The organism is Granulibacter bethesdensis (assembly GCF_001889525.1).
Classification (GTDB): domain Bacteria; phylum Pseudomonadota; class Alphaproteobacteria; order Acetobacterales; family Acetobacteraceae; genus Granulibacter; species Granulibacter bethesdensis_C.
The window spans coordinates 33,531-53,573 of the sequence record NZ_CP018192.1 but is presented as its reverse complement, the minus strand read 5'-3'; the positions used below and the strand labels follow the sequence as shown (position 1 = coordinate 53,573).

Genomic DNA, 20,043 nt, shown 5'->3' with positions numbered 1-20,043 from the left:
CAGTCCTGATGTGAAAGACGATCTTACTCGACTACGTTGGCAGGCTTGCCGGAGACAAAAGCCTCGATATTGTCTACCAGCTGATCGGCCAGAATCTGCATCGCCTCGGTGCTTGCCCAGGCGACATGCGGGGTCACAATCAGATTGGGGATGGTGGGATCCAGCAGCACGTTGCCGTTCACCGGCGGCTCCTGCGTCAGCACGTCGAAGCCCGCACCGGCGATTTCGCCCTCTTTCAGCGCCTGAGCCAGAGCGGCTTCGTCCACCAGACCACCGCGCGCAGTGTTAATCAGGATCGCGCTGTTCTTCATCTTCTTGAATTCAGTCGCGCCGAACATGTTGCGCGTCTCTTCGGTCAGCGGTGCGTGAATCGTGATCACGTCACTGTCACGCAGAATGGTTTCGAAATCCACCAGCCCTTCCTGCGGGAACGCATCATAGGCAATGACCTTCATGCCCAGCGCACGCGCCCGCTCGGCAATGGACTTGCCCAGCGCGCCATAGCCGATAATGCCCATGGTGGAGCCGGCAATGTCGCGGATCGGATGTGGGAAAAAGCAGAACTGGCGGGCCTTGTTCCACACGCCGTTCTGCACATCCACGGCATAGGCCAGCAGGTTGCGACGCAGCGCGAACATCAGCGCAACGACATGTTCCGGAACAGTGTTGAACGCATAGCCGCGAATATTGGAGACAACGATGCCCTGCTTTTTGGCAGCCACCTTGTCAATGACATCGGTACCCGTCGCCGCGACCGCAATCAGCTTCAGATTGGGAAGCTGAGCCAGCGTATCGGCGCGCAGCGGCACCTTGTTGGTGATGACGATGGTTGCGTCCTTCAACCGCTCCACCACCTGGTCGGGGCCGGTTACGTCGTATTCGACATATTCATGCGCAAAAACGGGTTTGCGCATCGTGGCACCAAGTGTTTCACGATCGAGAAAAACGATCTTCTGTGTCATAGACGCAATCCTGGCATCGAAGGGAAAAACCGGAGACTTATCCTCCGTATCCGGACAGCGGCCCCGAAGGACCGCTCCGGCATTCATGATGGAGGACGCATGCAGGCGTCCCCCATCATGCGGCAATTACTTGCCGTTCGTGCGGTAGTATTCTTCAGCAGCAGCGGCACCGCTGCCCGGCTTCACGTCGATGCCGATATCGCGCATCGCCATTTCCGCACCGGTGATGGCACCCAGGCACATCAGCTCGTTCAGGTCGCCCAGATGGCCGATACGGAACAGCTTGCCGGCAACCTGTGACAGACCGGCGCCCAGAGCGAGGTTATAGCGCTTGAACGCACGGGAGATCACATCGGCGCCGTTGAAGCCTTCCGGAACCAGGATGGCGCTGACGGTGTCGCTGTACCATTTCTGGTCCTTCGCACAGAGCGTCAGGCCCCATGCCTTCACCGCTTCGCGCACGCCCTGAGCCAGGTAGTGGTGACGGGCGATGACGTTATCCAGACCTTCCTCGTCGAGGATGATTTGCAGCGCTTCACGCAGCCCATACAGCAGCGGCAGGGCCGGCGTGTAAGGGAAATAGCCGGTTTCATTCGCCTTCGACTGATCTTCGAAGTCGAAATACACGCGACGCAGCGGGTTGTTGGCGCGGGCGGCCTTCTGCGCTTCCAGCGCCTTCTGGCTGACGACAGCAATACCGAGACCGGCAGGCAGCATCAGGCCTTTCTGGGAGCCGGTGATGATCGCATCGACCTTCCAGTCGTCCATGCGGAAATCGATAGAGCCGATGGAGCTGACGCCATCAACGAACAACAGCGCCGGATGCTTCGCGGCGTCGATCGCCTTGCGGACGGCGGCAACGTCGCTGGTAACGCCGGTGGCGGTTTCGTTCTGAACCACCATCACCGCCTTGATCTGGTGCGCGGTGTCTTTTTCCAGCTCGGCCTGGATGTGCTCCGGAGAAGCACCCGTGCCCCATTCTTCTTCCTGAACGATCACGTCCAGACCATGGCGCTTGGCCAGGTCGATCCACAGATGGCTGAACTGGCCGAAGCGGGAAGCCAGAACCTTGTCACCGCTGGACAGGGTGTTGGTCATCACCGCTTCCCAGGCGCCCGTGCCGGAAGACGGGAAGATGAAAGCCTGACCGGTCTCGGTGCGGACCAGACGCTTCAGCTGCTTGAACAGCGGCAGGGTCAGGTTCGGGAAGGTCGGGTTGCGATGATCCTCGCTGGGAACATGCATCGCACGCAGGACGCGATCCGGAATGTTGGTGGGACCCGGCACGTGCAGAAAATGACGACCCGTCATAGAAAACTCCCTCAGGATATTGATCCGCATCGCAAGCAGACCATCGTTTGCGACGCGCACATTACGGTGAGCAGAAAACCCGGCAAGTGCCTTAGAACAATCCGGCGATAGTACCATTCGATGCCAGACGGATCGCGTTGGCGGCAGGCACTTTCGGCAGACCCGGCATGGTCATGATATCGCCGCAGATCGCGACGACGAACTCGGCGCCCGCAGACAGACGCAGATCGCGCACGGGAATGACGTGCCCGGATGGCGCACCACGCAAATTCGCATCGGTGCTGAAGCTATACTGAGTCTTGGCGACACAGATCGGCAGATGACCGAATCCTTCTTTTTGCAGTTCGTCGAACCGCTTGCGCACGGCCGCATCGGCCGTGATATCGGACGCGCCGTAGATCTCGGTGGCAATGGTACGCAGCTTGTCCCAGAGGGGCATATCCTCCGGATACAGCGGCTTGAAATCGGCGGAGCCACCTTCCACCAGCTTGACCACCTCATGCGCCAGATCGGCGGCACCTGCGCCGCCATTGGCCCAATGGTCGGAGCTGACGCAAGGGACACCCATTTTCGCGCATAGATCATGCAGCATCTGGAATTCGGCATCCGTATCGGCACTGAACTTGTTCACGCCGACCACAACCGGCACGCCGAACTTGCGGACGTTCTGGATATGGCGTTCCAGATTGGCGAAACCCTTCTGTACGGCTTCGACATTTTCGGTCTTCAGCGCATCCTTGGCTACGCCGCCATGCATCTTCAGGGCGCGCACCGTCGCCACGATCACCACGGCAGACGGAGAAAGGCCAGCCTTGCGGCACTTGATGTCGAAGAACTTCTCGGCCCCCAGATCGGCACCGAAGCCCGCTTCCGTCACCACATAATCGGACAGCTTCAACGCGGCGCGGGTCGCGATCACGCTGTTGCAGCCATGAGCGATATTGGCGAACGGGCCGCCATGGATGAAGGCCGGATTATGTTCCAGCGTCTGCACCAGATTCGGCGCGATCGCATCTTTCAGCAGCACGGCCATGGACCCGGCGGCGCTCAGCTCACTGGCGCGGATCGGCTTACGGTCCTTGGTGTGGCCGACGATGATGTTGCCCAGACGGCGCTGCAAATCATCCAGATCCGTGGCGAGGCAGAAAATCGCCATCACTTCAGAGGCCACGGTGATGTCAAAGCCATCCTCACGCGGATAGCCATTCGAGACACCCCCCAGCGAGGACACGATGGAGCGCAGGGCACGGTCATTCATGTCCACCGCACGGCGCCAGCCAATGCGACGCGGGTCGATGCCCAGTTCGTTACCCCAGTAGACATGGTTGTCGATCAGGGCTGCCAGCAGGTTGTTGGCTGCACCGATCGCATGGAAATCACCTGTGAAATGCAGGTTGATGTCTTCCATCGGCACCACCTGGGCGTATCCGCCGCCGGCAGCGCCACCCTTCACACCGAAACACGGACCCAGCGAAGGCTCACGCAGACAGGCAACTGCCTTCTTGCCGATATGGTTCAGCGCATCGGTCAGGCCCACTGTCGTCGTGGTTTTGCCTTCCCCCGCCGGGGTGGGGCTGATCGCTGTCACCAGAACCAGCTTACCATCCGGGCGGCTGTCCAGCGACGATAGATAATTCAAATCAATTTTGGCCTTGTAGTGGCCATACGGAGCCAAATGCTCAGCGGCAATGCCCAGCTTTTCTGACGCAATATCGACAATCGGGCGCATAAATGCAGCCTGCGCGATCTCGGCGTCGCTTTTTGCTTCCTGATGCTGATTGCCGCGCGGCTTGTTCGCTTCCGTAGACATCTGGCTCCCCTCTGCCCGTGTCATTGCATTTTTCTATCAGTTTAATGCAACGATCGTACGTTCTGGAGCCATTTAACGTAACCGAACGAACAAAACAACCCCGGTTTTGCTTATAATATTGCGGGAAAGGATGCCGAAGATGATTTCCTGGTTATTTTCTTGCGCGATACCGGCCAAAGACACCACACATTGACACCACACATTTAAGTGGCTGACGCACAAACTTCGTTCCTCCGACGATGTTTGAGGATAGAGTCGTTCAATCGCTTCGCGGCGTCCTCATTTATCCGGATGCGATCCATGGTCCGTTTTTCCGTTCGATCCCTTTCCATATCAGGTGAAGGGAAAGTCTTTGTTCTTTCAGGTGCGGCATTTTGGCGTGGGATGGTCATGTGCGCCTCTCTGCTCTCCCTCTTTTCGGTGAGAGATGCCCAAGGGGCTGAAACACTGACGGCGGCGGCAGCGCCGGTGCCGTCACTGCAGACGACTCCGTCCGAGATGCAGGCCATCCCGCTGATTCCATCCCTACCCAGCCTCGGCAAGCCGGAAGCCATGGCAGAGGCTATTCTCCTGCGTCATGCCATGCAGCGGGAAGTTCCCCGGACCAGTCTTTCCATCACACCGGAAGAAAAAAGCCGCTGGATCGCCCTCACAGCCTCAGCCATCAAGCAAGCAGGGATCGTACTGGACCGGGAACAGCTTCTGATCGTGGTCGATCGTGCACCGCGCATGCAATATCTGCTGCCCGTTCTGGCGGATGGCGGAGATCCTGCCGGCTGGATGATTCTGGGCAAGGCCCATGTTTCGACTGGCCAGCCGGGACGCAAAGACCACTATCTGACTCCGATCGGCGTTTTCCCCCACAGCACAGGCATTCTGGATTACCGGGCACAAGGTACCTATAATGAAAATCATATCCGCGGTCTGGGGGTAAAAGGCATGCGGGTATGGGATTTCGGCTGGCAAAATGCCCGCAAAGGCTGGCGTGCCGATGGTGAGACAGGTGATATCCGGTTGCTGATGCATGCCACCGACCCCGCAGTACTGGAAAGCCGGATCGGGCGGCAAGCTTCTCAGGGCTGTGTCCGCCTGCCCGCCGCGCTCAACCTGTTTCTGGATCGGCACGGCTTGCTGGATGCCGATTATGAACAGACCGCAGCCTATGACATCAGTTTCCGCACCCTGCTCCGCCCGGACCGGACCCCGACCCCCATCGCCGGCAAATATATGGTGGTGATCGACAGCAGCGGGGCACCTCTTTAAACCCCCGTCCGTCGGCTCTCTCTCTGCTCCCGGGCGGATAGCAGTTCCGTCACGCCGGCAGCCTGCTCTTTGTTCATTTGCCGGGCATTGAATCTTATCGGAGAGTCTGACTTGACCGTATTCCGCTCGACCTGCGCTGCCTTTTTCGGGATCACGCTTGCTGCTCTGGCCGGCCTGATGCCGCAAACCGCTTCAGCCCATGCCATCCTGCTCGACAGCACACCCGCCGCCAACAGCACCGTTCAGCCTGGCAGACAGACTATCAAACTTCATTTCAACAGCCGGATCGACAAAAAGCGCTCGCGCATTTCGCTTTCAAGTCCAGACAAACACAAGACCTTACTGACCATCGCACCGGACGGACAGCCCGATATTCTCGACGTCACCGCTGTGCTCGATCAGCCCGGAGCCTATGTGCTGCATTGGCAGGTTCTGGCAGTGGATGGCCATATCACACGTGGTGATGTGCCACTGACCGTCTCAAAAAGCGCTCTCTGATTATCCGCGACCATATCAGTGTCCCTTCTTGTTGATGTTTTCGGCTATCTCAGCGTCGTTATTCACGGGCTGACCATCGTCGCCCAATCGATGATGCTGGGGGCCATTCTCTTTCTGGCTCTCCTGGCCCGCCCACTCTCTTCACAAATGGGAGCCGTCGGGCCTGATGTCATCCGGGACAGCACCCGGATCGCTTTCTGGTCCGCGCTCGGTCTGATGATGACGGAGGCCGCCGCAATCGGCCTTCAGATCTCCGTCATTTCCAGCACCGTTGATCTGCCGATCAGCGATATTCTGGGGGCCGGTTTCGCAGTATCAGGGCTGATCAAGATCGCTGCCGCTTTCACCATAGCCGTGCTGCTGGCAGGGGGAGGGCTGCGTGCACCGCTGGGGCCATTGCTGCTGGCGGGTGCCGTCGAACTTGGGGCCGCCACCATGACCACCCATGCCGCGGCACGGATCGATAACAGCCTGCTGCTGCTGGTTGTGGAAGGATTGCATCAGTTAGGGGCCGCAATCTGGGTGGGAGGCATCCCATGTTTTGTGGCCGCGCTCGCTCGCATCAGCGATGTGAGCGCATTGCAAGCTGTCGGCCCCCGGTTTTCGCGCCTTTCCATGGCGGGAGTGGCTTTTATTCTCGTCTCCGGCATCATCATGGCATGGTATTATATCGGCTCTTGGCAGGGATTTTACGGCACGGCCTATGGTGTTATGGTCGGAGCCAAGATCGTCATGCTGTTGATGTTGCTGGCGCTCGGCTATGGCAATCTGAAAGTCACCGAGCGGCTGAAGCGTGATCCTGCGACGCCCGTGCTCCGTATGAAACGGTTTGCTGAAGCGGAAATAGGCATCGGCTTCACGCTGTTTTTTGCCGCGGCCTCTCTGACCTCCGTGCCACCCGCCATCGATCTGACGCAGGATCGGGCAACGCTGCATGAAATCGCCGAACGCAACCGTCCGGTCTGGCCACGCCTGACCTCCCCGAATCATGACCGGCTTGCCTTGATCGAAAAACAGCAACAGCTGGATACGCAAGCCGCCACAGCCCATACCAATCCCCAACTCGCTTTCGAGCCGGGTTCCGGTGATCTGCCACCGCGTAATGCCGCCGATATCGCCTGGAGCGAATATAATCATCACTGGGCCGGTATTTTCGTGGCGGCCATCGGCGCGCTGGCCCTGCTCAACCGGGCAGGATTACGGATAGCCCGTCACTGGCCGCTGATTTTCCTGCTGATGGCCGGATTTCTGCTGGTGCGCTCCGATCCTGAAGTATGGCCGCTGGGCCAGGAAGGATTTTTCGCCTCCCTCCGCGATGTGGAGGTACTGCAACACAGGCTGTTCGTGGTCCTGATTGTGGTGTTCGGCCTGTTCGAATGGCGCGTCAGGGTTGGCGGGATGGAGCATTCCCGCGCCGCATTGGTATTTCCACTGCTGACGGCAGTCGGCAGTGCATTGCTGCTGACCCATAATCACGCCATTGCCAATGTAAAGGAGCAGCTGCTGATCGAGCTGACCCATACTCCGCTGGCCCTGACCGGGGTGCTGGCAGGATGGTCTCGCTGGCTGGAGATCAGGGCCGATGGCCGAACCGCCCGGATTGCAGGATGGATCTGGCCGGTCTGCTTCGTCCTGATCGGGTTGATGCTGCTGTCTTACCGGGAAGCCTGACAGTCCCTCCGCACCAGTGGCTGTGAACATATAAAAGGCCGCCGAACCCATGTTCGACGGCCTTTTCCGTGACTTGTCGCCTTTCCACCCCTCAATGCAGGGCGGTAGACATGCCTTCCTCCATTGTTCCAAACGCATGCCGCCGCAGGGCCGCGCTGGCGCGGGACATCACATGCCCGGCCGTATTGAGCAAACGCATAAGCTGCCCGGCATTCTCACATCCGGCTATAGCCGCCTCCGGTTTTGTCATGCCGGACAATACGATCATGGCCTCGTATCGCTGTTCCTGTGCCAGTGCCAGTACGTCCAGCAACAGCGCCTCATCCTGACTGACAACGGTCTGACAGACGCAGTTGACATCAAGCTGACGGCTGGCGCCACGGCACAGCGCCCACATGAAACCATCCAGATACAGCGCCGCCGCCGGGATTCCGAGCCGCTGATACACCTCCTGAATCGCCGCAGAGGTATCGACCCGGCGTGAGACACCAATGGCCCACGCGCGCATGGTCCATAACAGGGCGTGTTCGACCATCGGCAATTCGTGACCGGCCCTGAGCGCGGGGTCCATCTGTGCCAGACGGCCGCAGACCTGCCTGGCCTTACCGGGTCTTGGCGAATGCTCCTCCGCCCCAGCCTCGACGGCCTGTTCATCCTGTTTGTCAGGCCGCATGAGGCCAAATCCTTTCACGCTTGTTCACTGATCCAGTCGATGATGAGATTATCCGGCGAACACCCCCGTGCCCGCAGCGCCGCCAGTGCAGGGGCGGGAAGAATTCCGTGACTCCGGGTTGGGCTGGAACCGGACAGACTTGAATAGGCTGGGTGAGAAGCAGCTGCGCCGGGGCTGGATGCGGTCTGTGGCGATCCATCCGGCATGCCCTGTCCCCAAGCTGCAATGCTTTGAATGATCAGCGCCAGTTTCATCCGCAATTTCCGGTCCAGAGCCAGCTTGAACAGGTAATTATCCAGCAGCCGCCTGTCCCCGGTCCCGGCCACTTTCACCGCCCGCAGAAATCGACGCTCATCGCGCGTCATTCCCAGCGATCCGGGAGGCTCCATCTGCCAACCGCGATAACCGGCCTGTTGCAGGGCACAGTTGATATCCGCCAGTCCGGACAGGATTCCCCGCACATACAGCGTGTTCTCCTGCGTCTGCGATCCAAGCGTGGAGGGCGGATCGCCCATCGCAAACCCGATATCACCCACCGCCCTGATCGCCATACGCAAGGCCGTCAGAATGCTGGTTTCCTGTGACCCCAAAGCCAGTGAGGGGGCAGGAAACCATCCTTCTGCAAAACCATGATCCATATCCACCGCTCCGCCCGTTGCCGCAGGGGTTGGAAGAAACCGCCTGATCGGGGGACGGCCGGCTGGTCCGCCCCTCTTTCCCGGTGGTAGACGATTCGATGGTTTAATTGCAAGTAATTCTTATTTGCGATATTACTTTTGAGGCGGACACAGGATGAAGTACCTCTCCGGACAGCCCCAAAAAGCAAAGGCCGCCCGGAATGGCGGCCTTTGCTGCATTCATCACCGGCGAAGATGATCAGCGATCAGCGATCGTAAAGCTGAGCGGAACACTGAGCACCATCGGGCGACCATGGCTTATCTCCTGCGGCGGCGGCGGCAGCGGCTGTGCACGGTCGATCCATTCCCGCGCACCCTCATCCAGCAGTTCATGGCCGGAAGAGGTCAGGATGGTAAAGCCCGTCACATGGCCAGCCTCATCCACAGAAAAGCGGACCTTGACCACGCCTTCCTCATGCCGCAGCTCGGCCATACGAGGGTACCGCTTGAAGCGCAGCAGATGTCCAGCCACCCTTCCGTACCATGACGCCTGTGCCTGACGCGCGGCTGAAGCAGCCTGCGCAGCATCCGGAGAGGGCGGCGCCGCCGGAGCAGGCGGAGCATCCTTGGAATTTTCTTCGACATGCTCAGCCGGTTTCTGAACCGGTTTTGGCTTTGGCGGCTGCACCGGCTTCGGTTTTGGATGCTGCGGAACCGGCGGGGCTTTAGGCGGAGGCGGCAACACCGCTTCCGGCGAGGGTGCTGGAGAAGGGGGGATTTCGGGCAGTTTTTGGGTTTCCTGAAGCGGCTGCACCTCTGGCTGCGGCGGCAGTTGAGGGCGGGTCATATCGTCAGGAGGGGGGGCCGATGGCGTGGGTGCAGCAGGAGGCAGATCAATCATGACCGCCGGAGGAGAATCATTGCTGTCGCCGATCGGCACAGGATGAAGCTGGCTGACATAGACGAACAGGGCCGCATGCAGCCCCAGAATCACCAGACAGGCCCCCGAATAGCGCAGCAGCGCACGGGTTCCGGACTCCGGCAAGCCGCTCGGGCCAAGGGACAACCCGGCCAATCCGGGGAGGAGGGGCTGCGGGACGACCGGACGGATGGTCTGTACAGTCCGGTCAGGTGTTGCGGCCGACACCATCAGTTCACCGCCGCATCCAGAGTCACCAGGCCGATTTTCAGGTATCCCGCTGCCCGCAGGGAATCCATCGCCTTCATCAGCGCCTCATAAGGCACCGTCTTATCGGCGCGAAGAAAAATCCTCTGTTCCTTATCACCATGCGTAACCTGTGCCACCGCCTGACCCAGCATGGCTTCAGGCACCGCTTCCTCACCCACGGTCAGGGTCTTGTCCGCCTTCAGGCTGACAAAAACCGGCTTTTCCGGCCGCTTCTGGATTTTGGAGGTCGAGGAGGGAAGATCAACCGCTACATCCACCGTCGCCAGCGGGGCCGCGACCATGAAAATGATCAGCAGCACCAGCATCACATCGATAAAGGGCGTCACATTGATTTCATGCGCCTCGGCCAGATCATCGCCGCCTGCGGTCTCCAGATCGCCCACACCCATCGCCATGATGGTTACTCCGTCAGGATCGCTTGAAACAGATTACTCGGCGGCGTGGCGCAAGGAGCGCTGGCTATCCAGATCCCTGGAAACAATCCGGGTAACCGCCGCCGTCAGATCGGTCAGCTGCGCGCGATAGCCACCGGTGATACGGGCGAAGCTGTTATAGATCACCACCGCGGGAATGGCCGCCACCAGACCCGTGGCGGTTGCAAGCAGCGCTTCCGCAATGCCGGGGGCCACCACCGCCAGATTGGTAGTATGCGACTGGGAAATGCCGATGAAGCTGTTCATGATGCCCCATACCGTCCCGAACAGACCGATAAAGGGCGAAGTCGCACCAATGGTCGCCAGAAAGCCGGTACCACGCCCGATACGGCGGCCATAAGCTGCCTCCAGACGACGTAGACGGGAGACGACACGCTCCTGAATGCCGCCGGTCCGATCACCTGATGCGATGATTTCCTCTGCCGCCGCATTGACCATAGCCACGCCCGGACTCATACCGCGCCCATGCTGGCGGGCCTGAAGAGTAGCCAGAGAACGCTCGGCCATGGCCTCGCTCAGATCACGGCGCAGGGAGCGGCGGGCACCGGCAATCTCGATCCCTTTCGCCAGAAGAATGGTCCAGGTCAGGATGGAGGCCGCAACCAGACCCAGCATCACGGCTTTCACGACCATGTCCGCATTATGGAACATCGCCTGAACCGATAAATCATGCGGCAGATCGGCATCCACAGCAGCCTCGGTAATTTTCGGAGCAGCGGTAGACGCCGCGTCCGGCGTAGGTGCGGAGCTTCCTGCCGACGTTCCAACCGTGGCGGATGCCGCTGGTGCTGGTGCTGTTTGTGATGAAGCCGTCTGGGCGGAAACAATGCCCGGCCATACAATAACAGCCCCCAGCGAAAAAGACGTCGCTGTCAGAAACACAGCCGTCAGCGCGCCACGCACACTTGCCAGCCGATTGCTATGAATGCTCATCGGTCTCTCCGGTTGCGAATAATTCGCAAGAAAGGGGCAGTTACTGCATTCGCAGCATCAACGCAATCTTAATTCCGGGAGGCTGCCCCGTTTTCCTTGAAAAACAGCCTGATTTCCGCTGGCTGCAAGCATCCAACATTGGCCCAGCCGCCTATTGTTTCTGTATCGTGACGGCCTGTTGCCGCCAGAGCGGCACCCTTTCCCCAAAACAGGGAGCAGGATTTGCTGCCAGAATCGTCATTCTTTCGACCATACGACCACGATTGGCCCACATCGCCATACTGGCCACACAGGAGCGACCGGGTAAAAGTGAAAATTTTTCTTGGGTATCAATATCATAAGGGTGGCAGTAGGCCCATGACGGCTGATCCCCCATCCGTTTTATAGCCAGACACAACAAGGGCAAAGGCAGATAACGCAGCCACATTCCCCCCATGAAAGGCACGTGGAAAGGACCAATGCGAAACAGCGGGACCGGGATTTCTAGCACTCCGGAGGACCATAGAAATGGGCGAGCAGGCAGTCCGGCCCAACCAATCGGGGCCTTCCCTCCCCTCAGCCGGGTCGGCATGATGGAGGAGGACCAGAGATACCCGGCCTCTGCCAGAACATTCGGTACCCATGGCGTCAGCGGCGTCAATGAGAACTCGGGCGCACGGAAACCCTCGACAGACTGGCCGGAAAGATCGCTCAGCCGCTGACGCGCCGCGATCAGACCTGTGCGCAACTGCGCCGGGGACAGCCGTTCCAGCCGCTCATGCACCTCTCCATGGCAGGCGATTTCGTGACCTGCTTCGGCAAAGCGCCGGATGATCGCCGGGGCGGTGCGTCCCAACTCCCCCACGGTAAAAATCGTTGCCCGCACATGGCAGGATGCCAACCAATCCAGCAGATGGCTTGCATTCCCCGCGAGGCGATCAAGCCCCCCCCCGTGATCTTCCAGATCGACACTGAATGTGACGGGAAGAGCCGGCCTGCCAAGAATCAGAGCGGTCAAGGAACGAGCCGGAAACAGCCTGTCGGCTTTCGAACGTATCACGCCTCGCCCGTAGCATTCATGATGGGATAATGAAATATCTGTTTGACCGGAAATGAAAGACAAGAATGACAAAAAATCAAATGTTACTCTCCCGCCCGACCTGATATTTAACCCGACGGCCCCGGTCATGTTTTATGCTTCTTCCTGTCAGGATATATTTTGCTTACGACTCATGCTCTATCGGTAACCCGGCGCACACCGGCCAGCACGGTTCTGACCGACCGGCAGCCTCACGAGACGCTTTTTCTGACGCCGGATGGGGCCGGCCAGGGTGGAGCCGTCACAGTCGCGATGTTTCTGGGAGAAGCCGATCTGCTGACACGGCAGCTACCGGCATGCCGGTTTCTGGCCCTGCCCTCCAGGAATCGGCTGGCGGTCGCTACAGGTTTTGCTGCCGCACAGATCATGGGCATTCCTGCACTGATGACGGCCGAGCGCACCCTGCACGGGCTTGAACACCTGATTCAGTGCTATCCGGGAACAGCATTGCTGCTGTCATCATCAGATACCGACATCATTGATCTTGCACGGCAACAAGGATGGAGTTTCGTGGTATGGGACATGAGCGGTGCTTCCGTCTGGACCCACCCCCCTCACGACATTCCCGATGACCGGATTGCCGCCATTGCTTTCACCTCCGGATCAACAGGAAACCCGGTGGCCCATCCCAAACGATGGCGCGCTCTGGTGGATCGCAGCCGGGCCATCGGCACTCGCTTTGCCCTGTCAACAGAAACTGACACGCCTTGCCACATGGTGGCGCCTGTTCCATCCCAGCATATGTACGGGTTTGAACTGTCCATCCTTCTGCCCCTGCATGCCAAAGCGGCGATATGGTGTGGCCCGGCTTTTTATCCGGCCGATATAACCCATGCGCTGGAACGGATTCCGGCCCCGCGTATGCTGGTATGCACACCGCTGCATATGCGGGCGATGCAGGATGCGGCCCTGCCAGCTCCGCCCCTGTTGCGCACCATTTCAGCCACCGCCCCCCTGTCCCCGCCTCTGGCCTCCGGGTTTGAGGCACGTTTTGGCACAGAGGTGCATGAAATCTACGGTGCTACCGAAATCGGCTCATTCGCCACCCGCCGGACGATTGCTGAAGACAAGTGGCATCTGCTGGATGGGGTAAGCCTTGAAGCCGCCGGGGGGAGTGGGGCTGGTCAGGACGGGATCGAAATTGATCAACCTCTTGCACAGGCTCCTTTCTGCCCGGATACAAAGCTTGCGGATATTGTTGCCCTCCTGCCGGACCGCTCCTTCCGGTTGCTCGGCCGTCAGGCAGATATGATCAAACGCGGCGGCAAGCGCGCCTCTCTGGCCGGGCTGAGCCATATTCTGTCGGAGCTTCCGGGGGTAGAAGATGGCACTTTCTATCTCCCCTTCCACAAAACAGACGACGCGAACAATCTGGAAGCAAAGCTGATCGCGCTGGTGGTCGCGCCAGGCTGTTCGGTTACCACTATTATGGAGGGGCTCCGTGCCCGGATCGACCCTGCCTTCCTGCCGCGTCGCATAGTGAAAGTCGAATCATTACCCCGTAATGCGCTTGGTAAACTGCCGCGCAGCGCAATAGAGGACATGCTCCATCGTATGAACACAATTGCTTCTTAAAGATCACGCCATGAATGACGGTGTTTCAAACGATCAGCAGGGTACTATCACGCCTCCGCCACGGTTTGAGGTCACACGGGATCATCCTGCTTTGGCCGGGCATTTTCCGGGCAGGCCATTGCTGCCGGGTGTTCTGCTGCTGGATCATGCCCTGCGATTCCTGAAGATGGATCAGGCGCCGGTTCATATCGCCTCCGCCCGTTTTTCCATGCCCGTTCTGCCGGGGGATAGGGTCGATATCTCCACTCAAGCAGCCAAGAACGGAGAGAGTATCATCATCCTCTCAACCGAAAGCGGAGTCTCACTGAAGGCCAGGGTCCAGGCCATGCACCCGACGACCCTGCAGGAGGGGATGGGTCATGTCTAACCTTTTTCCCCGCCACCTCCAGATCGGCCTTGCTGGGAGGATGACGTCCTTGTGGATTGTTTCACGTGAAGCACTCATGGCTTCACCTGCCAGCACGATCCACTGAACCGATGAGCATTTACTGGACCAGAGTGAAGGAAGGCGGTGGACAATTTCTGCCTGCACTCCTGATCCGCCTGACCTTGCGAGTGAACTGGCTGATCAGGTTCCTGATTATGCCTGTGGTAGCAGGGTGGTATCTGATCACCCGCACACGGGCGCGTCACGCCAGCAGAGAGTTTTTACAGCGAGCGCTCAACCGGCCCGCAACCTTGCGCGATCTGTATCGGCATTTCTACTGCTTTGCCTCCGTGATTCTGGACCGCGTTTTTTTGCTGTCCGGCCGGATCAGCAGCTACAAAATTACTGTACATGGTCTGGATCTTCTGCACCACCATGCCAGAACCGGTCAGGGTGCATTGTTATTCGGTGCCCATCTTGGCAGCTTTGAAAGTCTGCGCGCACTGATCACGCTGGAAAATTGCCCGGTCCGGGTCAGGCCGCTGATGTGGCGGGAGCATACGGGCGGTCTGTCGGCTGCACTGGACAGTCTCAATCCTCAGGCTGCTCAGGACATCATCGATATCGGGCGGGCCAGTACGGCACTGGATGTACAGGAAGCGCTTGGCCGGGGAGAACTGATCGGGCTGCTGGCCGACCGTTCCCACATGCCGCAACGCATGCTCGGTGTGCCTTTCCTCGGCAAAACGGCCCATTTTCCGGCAGGGCCGCTGCTGTTGGCCGCCGTTACGGCAGCGCCAGTCCTGCTGTGTTTCGGGCTGAGGACCGGGCCACGCCACTATACCATCATCATCGAACCCTTTGCCGACCGCATCACCTTGCCCAGACAGAATCGTCTCGGTGCCGTGCAGGAATGGCTGCTGGCTTTCACCGCCCGGCTGGAACACCATGCACGGGCCTATCCTTACAACTGGTTCAATTTTTATGATTTCTGGCACACAGATGAAGGCACCGGTGAAACCGCTCTCAATCAGCCGGATTGCCAGCCTGATTGCGTTGTGCCTATTGGGCAGCGTTCCAGCCTGTCAGGCGATAGCCGCAGACCGGAAACCCGCTTCCCCGCCCCCGGCCAGCCAGCCATCTGACCCGCTGCATCAACTGATGGCCCGGTTGGCGCAGGTCGAGACATCCCATGCACATTTCAGGGAAGAAAAGACGCTTTCCCAACTGACCAAACCCATTATTTCGGAAGGGAGCCTATTCTATCAACGACCTGACCGGCTGGAGAAAACGATTACCTCTCCCTCCCCCGAAACCCTACGTGTGACAGGGGAGACACTGGTTCTGATCCATCCGCCCGAACCACCCCACACCATTGATCTGACCACCCAGCCTGCACTGGGTGCCTTGGTGGATACTGTCCGCGGTGCGCTTTCCGGCAATCTGGCAACGCTGGAAAAGCATTACCAGATTGCCTATGAATCATTGGGAGGTGATGCGTGGCGTCTCATCCTGAAACCGATCGACGGACATATTTCAGGATTTGTAAGCGTCGTCCGTATGGATGGCATTGGTCATCAGCTACGACAGACGGATACGGTTCAGGCCAATGGTGATCGCAGTATCATGCAGATCACACCTGACTAATTTGTTCCTGACAGATGTTCTAAAATCTGTTCAGCCAAGATTCCGATTATGACTTTATAATGAAACGAAAAAGGCATATGGCACCCTCTCATAACCCGCGGCCCTGATGCGGGACAATAAGGGGGAATACACAACAATGGCCATGGCCCCGGTTTCACAGGTACCACAGCCTTATCAACCACGCAGATTTTATCAACACCTGTATGTACAGGTGCTGATTGCCATGGCCCTCAGCATCCTGCTGGGTTATTTTGCGCCGGGTGTCGCAAAATCTTTTGGACCGCTGGGTGATGCTTTCATCAAGCTGGTCAAAATGATCATCGCGCCTGTCATTTTCCTGACGGTCGTGACCGGCATTGCCGGCATGCGGGACATGAAAACCGTTGGCCGGGTCATAGGCAAGGCTATGATCTACTTCCTGTGCTTTTCGACTCTCGCACTGGTCGTCGGTCTGGTCGTGGTCAACATCGTGCAGCCTGGTGCCAGCATGCATGCTGATCCGGCCAAGCTTTCACCCTCACTTGTGCAGACCTATGTACAAAGAGCGCATGATACCAGCCTGATCGGCTTTCTGCTGAATATCATTCCGGCCACACCTGTCAGCGCGCTTGCAAGCGGTGACATCCTTCAAGTGCTGTTTTTCTCCGTTCTGTTCGGGATTGCGCTGGCATCGGTCGGTGAAACAGGCACTCCCCTGCTGAAAGTTCTGGAATCCCTTTCTGCCAGTATCTTCAGGCTGGTCGCCATCCTGATGCGCGCCGCACCGCTCGGTGCATTCGGAGCCATGGCCTACACGGTTGGCACATTCGGCATCCGATCCATTCTCAATCTGGCGATGCTGGTAGGAACATTCTACATCACCGCCATCCTGTTTGTGCTGATTGTACTGGGGGCTGTCGCACGGTATAACGGATTTTCCATCCTCAAGCTGATTCGCTACATCAAGGAAGAGCTTCTCCTCGTTCTCGGCACCAGCTCCTCTGAACCTGCTCTGCCTGGACTTATGGCCAAGATGGAGGCCGCAGGCTGCGAGAAAACCGTGGTCGGTCTGGTGATTCCGACTGGATATTCCTTCAATCTCGATGGTACCAACATCTATATGACCATTGCGGCGCTGTTCATTGCCCAGGCCCTGAACATTCCGCTGTCATGGGGTGATCAGGCCCTGTTACTGGCCGTTGCCATGCTCAGTTCCAAAGGCGCTGCCGGAGTAACCGGGGCCGGGTTCGTCACTCTGGCTGCCACCCTGTCAGTGATTCCCAGCATTCCCGTTGCAGGAATCGGGCTGATTTTCGGCGTAGACCGTTTCATGTCGGAATGCCGAGCGCTTACCAACCTGATCGGTAATGCCGTCGCTGCAATCGTGGTTGCGCGATGGGAAGGCAAACTGGACAAGAACCAGCTGACAGCGGCCCTGAATGGCGAATTCGGTCCTGTAGAAGCCGGTGAGGATCTTGCCGGGCATGTCACAACATCGTGATTCTGTCTTTGGTCTACTGACCGATCCTGTGCGCTGTCTTCGTCCGGCTTGACCGGACGAAGCGTCCGCTCCTACCAAGGATATGCGGCAACAGGATTATTTACTCTCGTGACACGCGCAGTTCCATGAAACGACTTCTGGCCGTTTTTCTTCTCTGCGCTGTCTGTCTGGGTCTGGTGCTGACACAGATCCGCATCCGCACAGACATCACCGATTTCCTGCCTCCCGGTACAGACTCTGCTTCCCGCTTCCTGTTACGGGAAGTGCGGGAGGGAGAGGCAGCGACTCTGCTTCTGGCTGGAATAGATGGCCCATCCACGCCGGCTCTCGCAAAAATCAGCCAGAGGATGGCTGCACAGTTGCGAGGACACAGCCTGTTCAGCCTCATCATGAACAGCAGTGCGGGCATGGATCAGGAAGCGGAAAAACTGTTTGCAGACCGCTATCTTCTCTCTGACGCCGTCACGCCGGAGCATTTTACCATCGATGCCCTGCATCATCATTTCGAGGCCTTGCTGACCGGTTTGTCAGGAGCGGCCTCACCGGTCGTGGCCCGCTATGGTTTTGCCGATCCGACCGGTGCATTCGGCGCAGTGGCCGCACAATGGCTGGAGGGCGGATTCAGTGGCCCGCGCACAGTGGATGGCGTGTGGTTTGCGCCGGAACAACCGGATCAGCAACCACGTGCCCTTCTGCTGACCCGGCTGCATGCCGGTTCGAGTATCGAGGAACAACAGGTTGCCCTCTCCCTGTTGCGCTCTTCCTTTGAAGAAGCCCGTCGTACCGTCAGTCCAACCGATCAGGACGCCTTTTCCCTGCATCTGACCGGGCCGGCGATTTTCGCCGAACAGGCTTCCAGCATCGTCAAGGCCGATATTCACCGCATCGCCATTCTGTCCGGCGTGCTGATTCTGGGCCTGCTTCTATGGCGCTTCCGCTCGCCTGCCGTACTGGTGGCCATGCTGATTCCACCAATGCTCGGCATTGCTCTGGCCGCGGCCACGATCCAGCTCTGGAACGGCAGCGTGCATGGCGTGACGTTAGGTTTCGGCCTCACCATGCTGGGTGTCACGCTGGATTATCCGGTACTGTGGATCGGCCATCGTCGTCCCGGCGAGGCGGTACGTGCAACACGGCGGAGGATCGGAATGACGCTGGGCCTGACCATGATCGCAGCCTCGCTGGGGCTGATCGGGATGGTCTTTTCCAGCTTCCCCGCTCTGGCGCAGCTGGGATTGTTTTCGGTGATGGGGCTGCTGGGGGCAGGACTGGCCACTTTCCTCGTGCTGCCCCCTGTCGTCCGCTCGGCCGATCTTGCACCTGCCCTGCTGAAAACGCCCGGGCGGAACAATGCTGCGCCTGCATGGATGATCAGGCTGGAGCGGCTGCACCGTTTTCGACCTCTGGCGCTCCTGGTTCCCTGTCTGGCCCTTCTCTATCTGGCCATCACCGGCCTTCCGCCATTGGAACGCGATCTGGCTCATCTGAGTCCGGTACCGGCAAGCCAGATGACGCTGGATGAAACCCTGCGCCGCCAGATTGGCGCACCAGATGCCAGCGTCCTGCTGGTATTCAGCGGCACCAGCCAGGAAGATGTTCTACGCCACGCCGAGCGTCTAACCCCCTTTCTGCACCAGATGCGGCAACGCGGCCTGATCACATCCTCGCTCGGTCCTGCCGATCTTTTACCCAGTGAATACACCCAGCGCCAACATCAGGCCGCTCTTCCACCCGCGCCAGAACTGCATGACCGGGTCATGGCTGCCATGGCAGGCCTGCCCTTCGCAAACGGAGCCTTCGATCCGTTCCTGAAAGATGCGCAGCAGCAACGGACGGCTTCCCCCCTGCGCGCCTTACCCAGCCCTCTGTTGCGGGCACGTCTGGCCCCCATGCTGTTTCAGCGCGGTGGCAGCTGGTATGGCATCGCCTCTCTGACCGGTCTGACGGACGCGGATACGTTCCAGAGTCTGCTGGACCAGTCCGGCACAGGTCCGGCACAGGTCATCGATATCCGGGAAGCCACCAACGGGCTGGTGAACCGCTTTACGGGTCAGGCCTTTCGCTGGCTTGGCGCAGGCGCCTTGCTGGCGCTGTTCGCCCTGGCGGCCGGGTTGCGGCAACCGAAACGGTTGCTGGCCGTTCTGGTCCCGATCGGCGCGGCTCTCTGCGTCACTCTGGCGCTGCTGAAACTTGCCGGGGTCTCGATCTCCCTGTTCCACGTAACAGCCATTCAGCTCATGATCGGCATTTCTCTGGACTATGCGCTGTTCCTGACGCGACGGGGAGATCATGGCGCTCCGCTGGATCTGGAGGAACGTGTGCGCACCCTCCGCACCCTGCTGGTCTGCAACGGCATGACCTTGCTGAGCTTCGGACTTCTGGCAACATGCCAGACCCCGCTGCTGGCCAGTATCGGCCTGACCGTGGCCAGCGGCACTTTCTGCGCGCTGGTGCTGGCCTTCTTCATGGCTCGTCCGCAAGATACGGGTTCGCCTGCCATTTCCCTCCCATCCGAGAATGGATGATACCGCCACG

Annotated in this window: 18 protein-coding genes; 9 read left to right on the top strand and 9 right to left on the bottom strand. The window is 59.1% G+C overall.

The features are described from left to right. Nucleotides 1-23 precede the first annotated feature (23 nt). The 3 genes from GbCGDNIH6_RS00245 to GbCGDNIH6_RS00235 all read right to left on the bottom strand — a co-directional run bounded on the left by GbCGDNIH6_RS00245 (nt 24) and on the right by GbCGDNIH6_RS00235 (nt 4,083). Complete coding sequence (locus GbCGDNIH6_RS00245) at nt 24-962, bottom strand: D-2-hydroxyacid dehydrogenase (RefSeq protein WP_072564187.1); 939 nt, start codon at nt 960-962, stop codon at nt 24-26. A 126-nt stretch (nt 963-1,088) separates the two neighbouring features. Further along, on the bottom strand, nt 1,089-2,273 hold the full coding sequence (locus tag GbCGDNIH6_RS00240; RefSeq protein ID WP_011630756.1) for an aminotransferase class V-fold PLP-dependent enzyme: 1,185 nt from the start codon (nt 2,271-2,273) through the stop codon (nt 1,089-1,091). 91 nt (nt 2,274-2,364) lie between these two features. After that, entirely contained in the window at nt 2,365-4,083 is a 1,719-nt protein-coding gene (locus tag GbCGDNIH6_RS00235; protein ID WP_072562433.1) for a formate--tetrahydrofolate ligase, read from the bottom strand. Nucleotides 4,084-4,473: 390 nt separating this feature from the next. On the opposite strand from GbCGDNIH6_RS00235, the gene GbCGDNIH6_RS00230 reads away from it, so the two are divergent. The 3 genes from GbCGDNIH6_RS00230 (at nt 4,474) to GbCGDNIH6_RS00220 (ending at nt 7,515) form a co-directional block, all read left to right on the top strand. After that, entirely contained in the window at nt 4,474-5,346 is an 873-nt protein-coding gene (locus GbCGDNIH6_RS00230; RefSeq protein WP_232449855.1) for a L,D-transpeptidase family protein, read from the top strand. 111 nt (nt 5,347-5,457) lie between these two features. Continuing rightward, the gene (locus GbCGDNIH6_RS00225) at nt 5,458-5,844 is read left to right on the top strand and encodes a copper resistance CopC family protein (protein WP_198355775.1); all 387 of its coding nucleotides are present in this window, start codon (nt 5,458-5,460) and stop codon (nt 5,842-5,844) included. An 18-nt stretch (nt 5,845-5,862) separates the two neighbouring features. Further along, a complete protein-coding gene (locus GbCGDNIH6_RS00220) occupies nt 5,863-7,515 on the top strand; it encodes a copper resistance D family protein (RefSeq protein ID WP_072562432.1) in 1,653 nt (550 codons plus the stop codon). 91 nt (nt 7,516-7,606) lie between these two features. On the opposite strand, the gene GbCGDNIH6_RS00215 is transcribed toward GbCGDNIH6_RS00220, so the two are convergent. The 6 genes from GbCGDNIH6_RS00215 to GbCGDNIH6_RS00190 form a co-directional block, all read right to left on the bottom strand. Beyond that, nucleotides 7,607-8,188, bottom strand: coding sequence for a hypothetical protein (locus GbCGDNIH6_RS00215; protein ID WP_072562431.1), 582 nt, complete (start codon nt 8,186-8,188; stop codon nt 7,607-7,609). Between the two features lie 14 nt (nt 8,189-8,202). After that, complete coding sequence (locus tag GbCGDNIH6_RS00210; protein ID WP_072562430.1) at nt 8,203-8,826, bottom strand: hypothetical protein; 624 nt, start codon at nt 8,824-8,826, stop codon at nt 8,203-8,205. 238 nt (nt 8,827-9,064) lie between these two features. Then, nucleotides 9,065-9,955, bottom strand: coding sequence for an energy transducer TonB (locus tag GbCGDNIH6_RS00205; protein WP_072562429.1), 891 nt, complete (start codon nt 9,953-9,955; stop codon nt 9,065-9,067). Then, nucleotides 9,955-10,389, bottom strand: coding sequence for a TonB system transport protein ExbD (gene exbD / locus GbCGDNIH6_RS00200; protein ID WP_072562428.1), 435 nt, complete (start codon nt 10,387-10,389; stop codon nt 9,955-9,957). Before exbD ends, GbCGDNIH6_RS00205 begins: the two co-directional genes overlap by 1 nt. A 33-nt stretch (nt 10,390-10,422) precedes the next feature. Continuing rightward, complete coding sequence (gene exbB / locus GbCGDNIH6_RS00195) at nt 10,423-11,361, bottom strand: tonB-system energizer ExbB (protein WP_072562427.1); 939 nt, start codon at nt 11,359-11,361, stop codon at nt 10,423-10,425. A gap of 151 nt (nt 11,362-11,512) precedes the next feature. Then, entirely contained in the window at nt 11,513-12,358 is an 846-nt protein-coding gene (locus GbCGDNIH6_RS00190) for a polysaccharide deacetylase family protein (protein ID WP_198355774.1), read from the bottom strand. Nucleotides 12,359-12,559: 201 nt separating this feature from the next. On the opposite strand from GbCGDNIH6_RS00190, the gene GbCGDNIH6_RS00185 reads away from it, so the two are divergent. The 6 genes from GbCGDNIH6_RS00185 to GbCGDNIH6_RS00160 all read left to right on the top strand — a co-directional run bounded on the left by GbCGDNIH6_RS00185 (nt 12,560) and on the right by GbCGDNIH6_RS00160 (nt 20,033). Beyond that, nucleotides 12,560-14,014 carry an AMP-binding protein gene (locus GbCGDNIH6_RS00185; RefSeq protein WP_081369886.1) on the top strand — a complete coding sequence of 485 codons (1,455 nt, stop codon included), beginning with the start codon at nt 12,560-12,562 and terminating at the stop codon, nt 14,012-14,014. A gap of 10 nt (nt 14,015-14,024) precedes the next feature. Further along, complete coding sequence (locus GbCGDNIH6_RS00180) at nt 14,025-14,381, top strand: ApeI family dehydratase (protein WP_072562425.1); 357 nt, start codon at nt 14,025-14,027, stop codon at nt 14,379-14,381. A gap of 110 nt (nt 14,382-14,491) precedes the next feature. Then, nucleotides 14,492-15,526 carry an LpxL/LpxP family acyltransferase gene (locus GbCGDNIH6_RS00175; protein ID WP_072562424.1) on the top strand — a complete coding sequence of 345 codons (1,035 nt, stop codon included), beginning with the start codon at nt 14,492-14,494 and terminating at the stop codon, nt 15,524-15,526. A gap of 16 nt (nt 15,527-15,542) precedes the next feature. After that, on the top strand, nt 15,543-16,028 hold the full coding sequence (locus tag GbCGDNIH6_RS00170; protein ID WP_157692280.1) for a LolA family protein: 486 nt from the start codon (nt 15,543-15,545) through the stop codon (nt 16,026-16,028). Between the two features lie 136 nt (nt 16,029-16,164). Beyond that, nucleotides 16,165-17,508 (top strand): dicarboxylate/amino acid:cation symporter, encoded by a 1,344-nt coding sequence (locus GbCGDNIH6_RS00165; protein ID WP_072562422.1) that lies wholly within the window; start codon nt 16,165-16,167, stop codon nt 17,506-17,508. Between the two features lie 125 nt (nt 17,509-17,633). Next, complete coding sequence (locus GbCGDNIH6_RS00160) at nt 17,634-20,033, top strand: MMPL family transporter (protein WP_072562421.1); 2,400 nt, start codon at nt 17,634-17,636, stop codon at nt 20,031-20,033. The last annotated feature ends 10 nt before the right edge of the window (nt 20,034-20,043 follow it).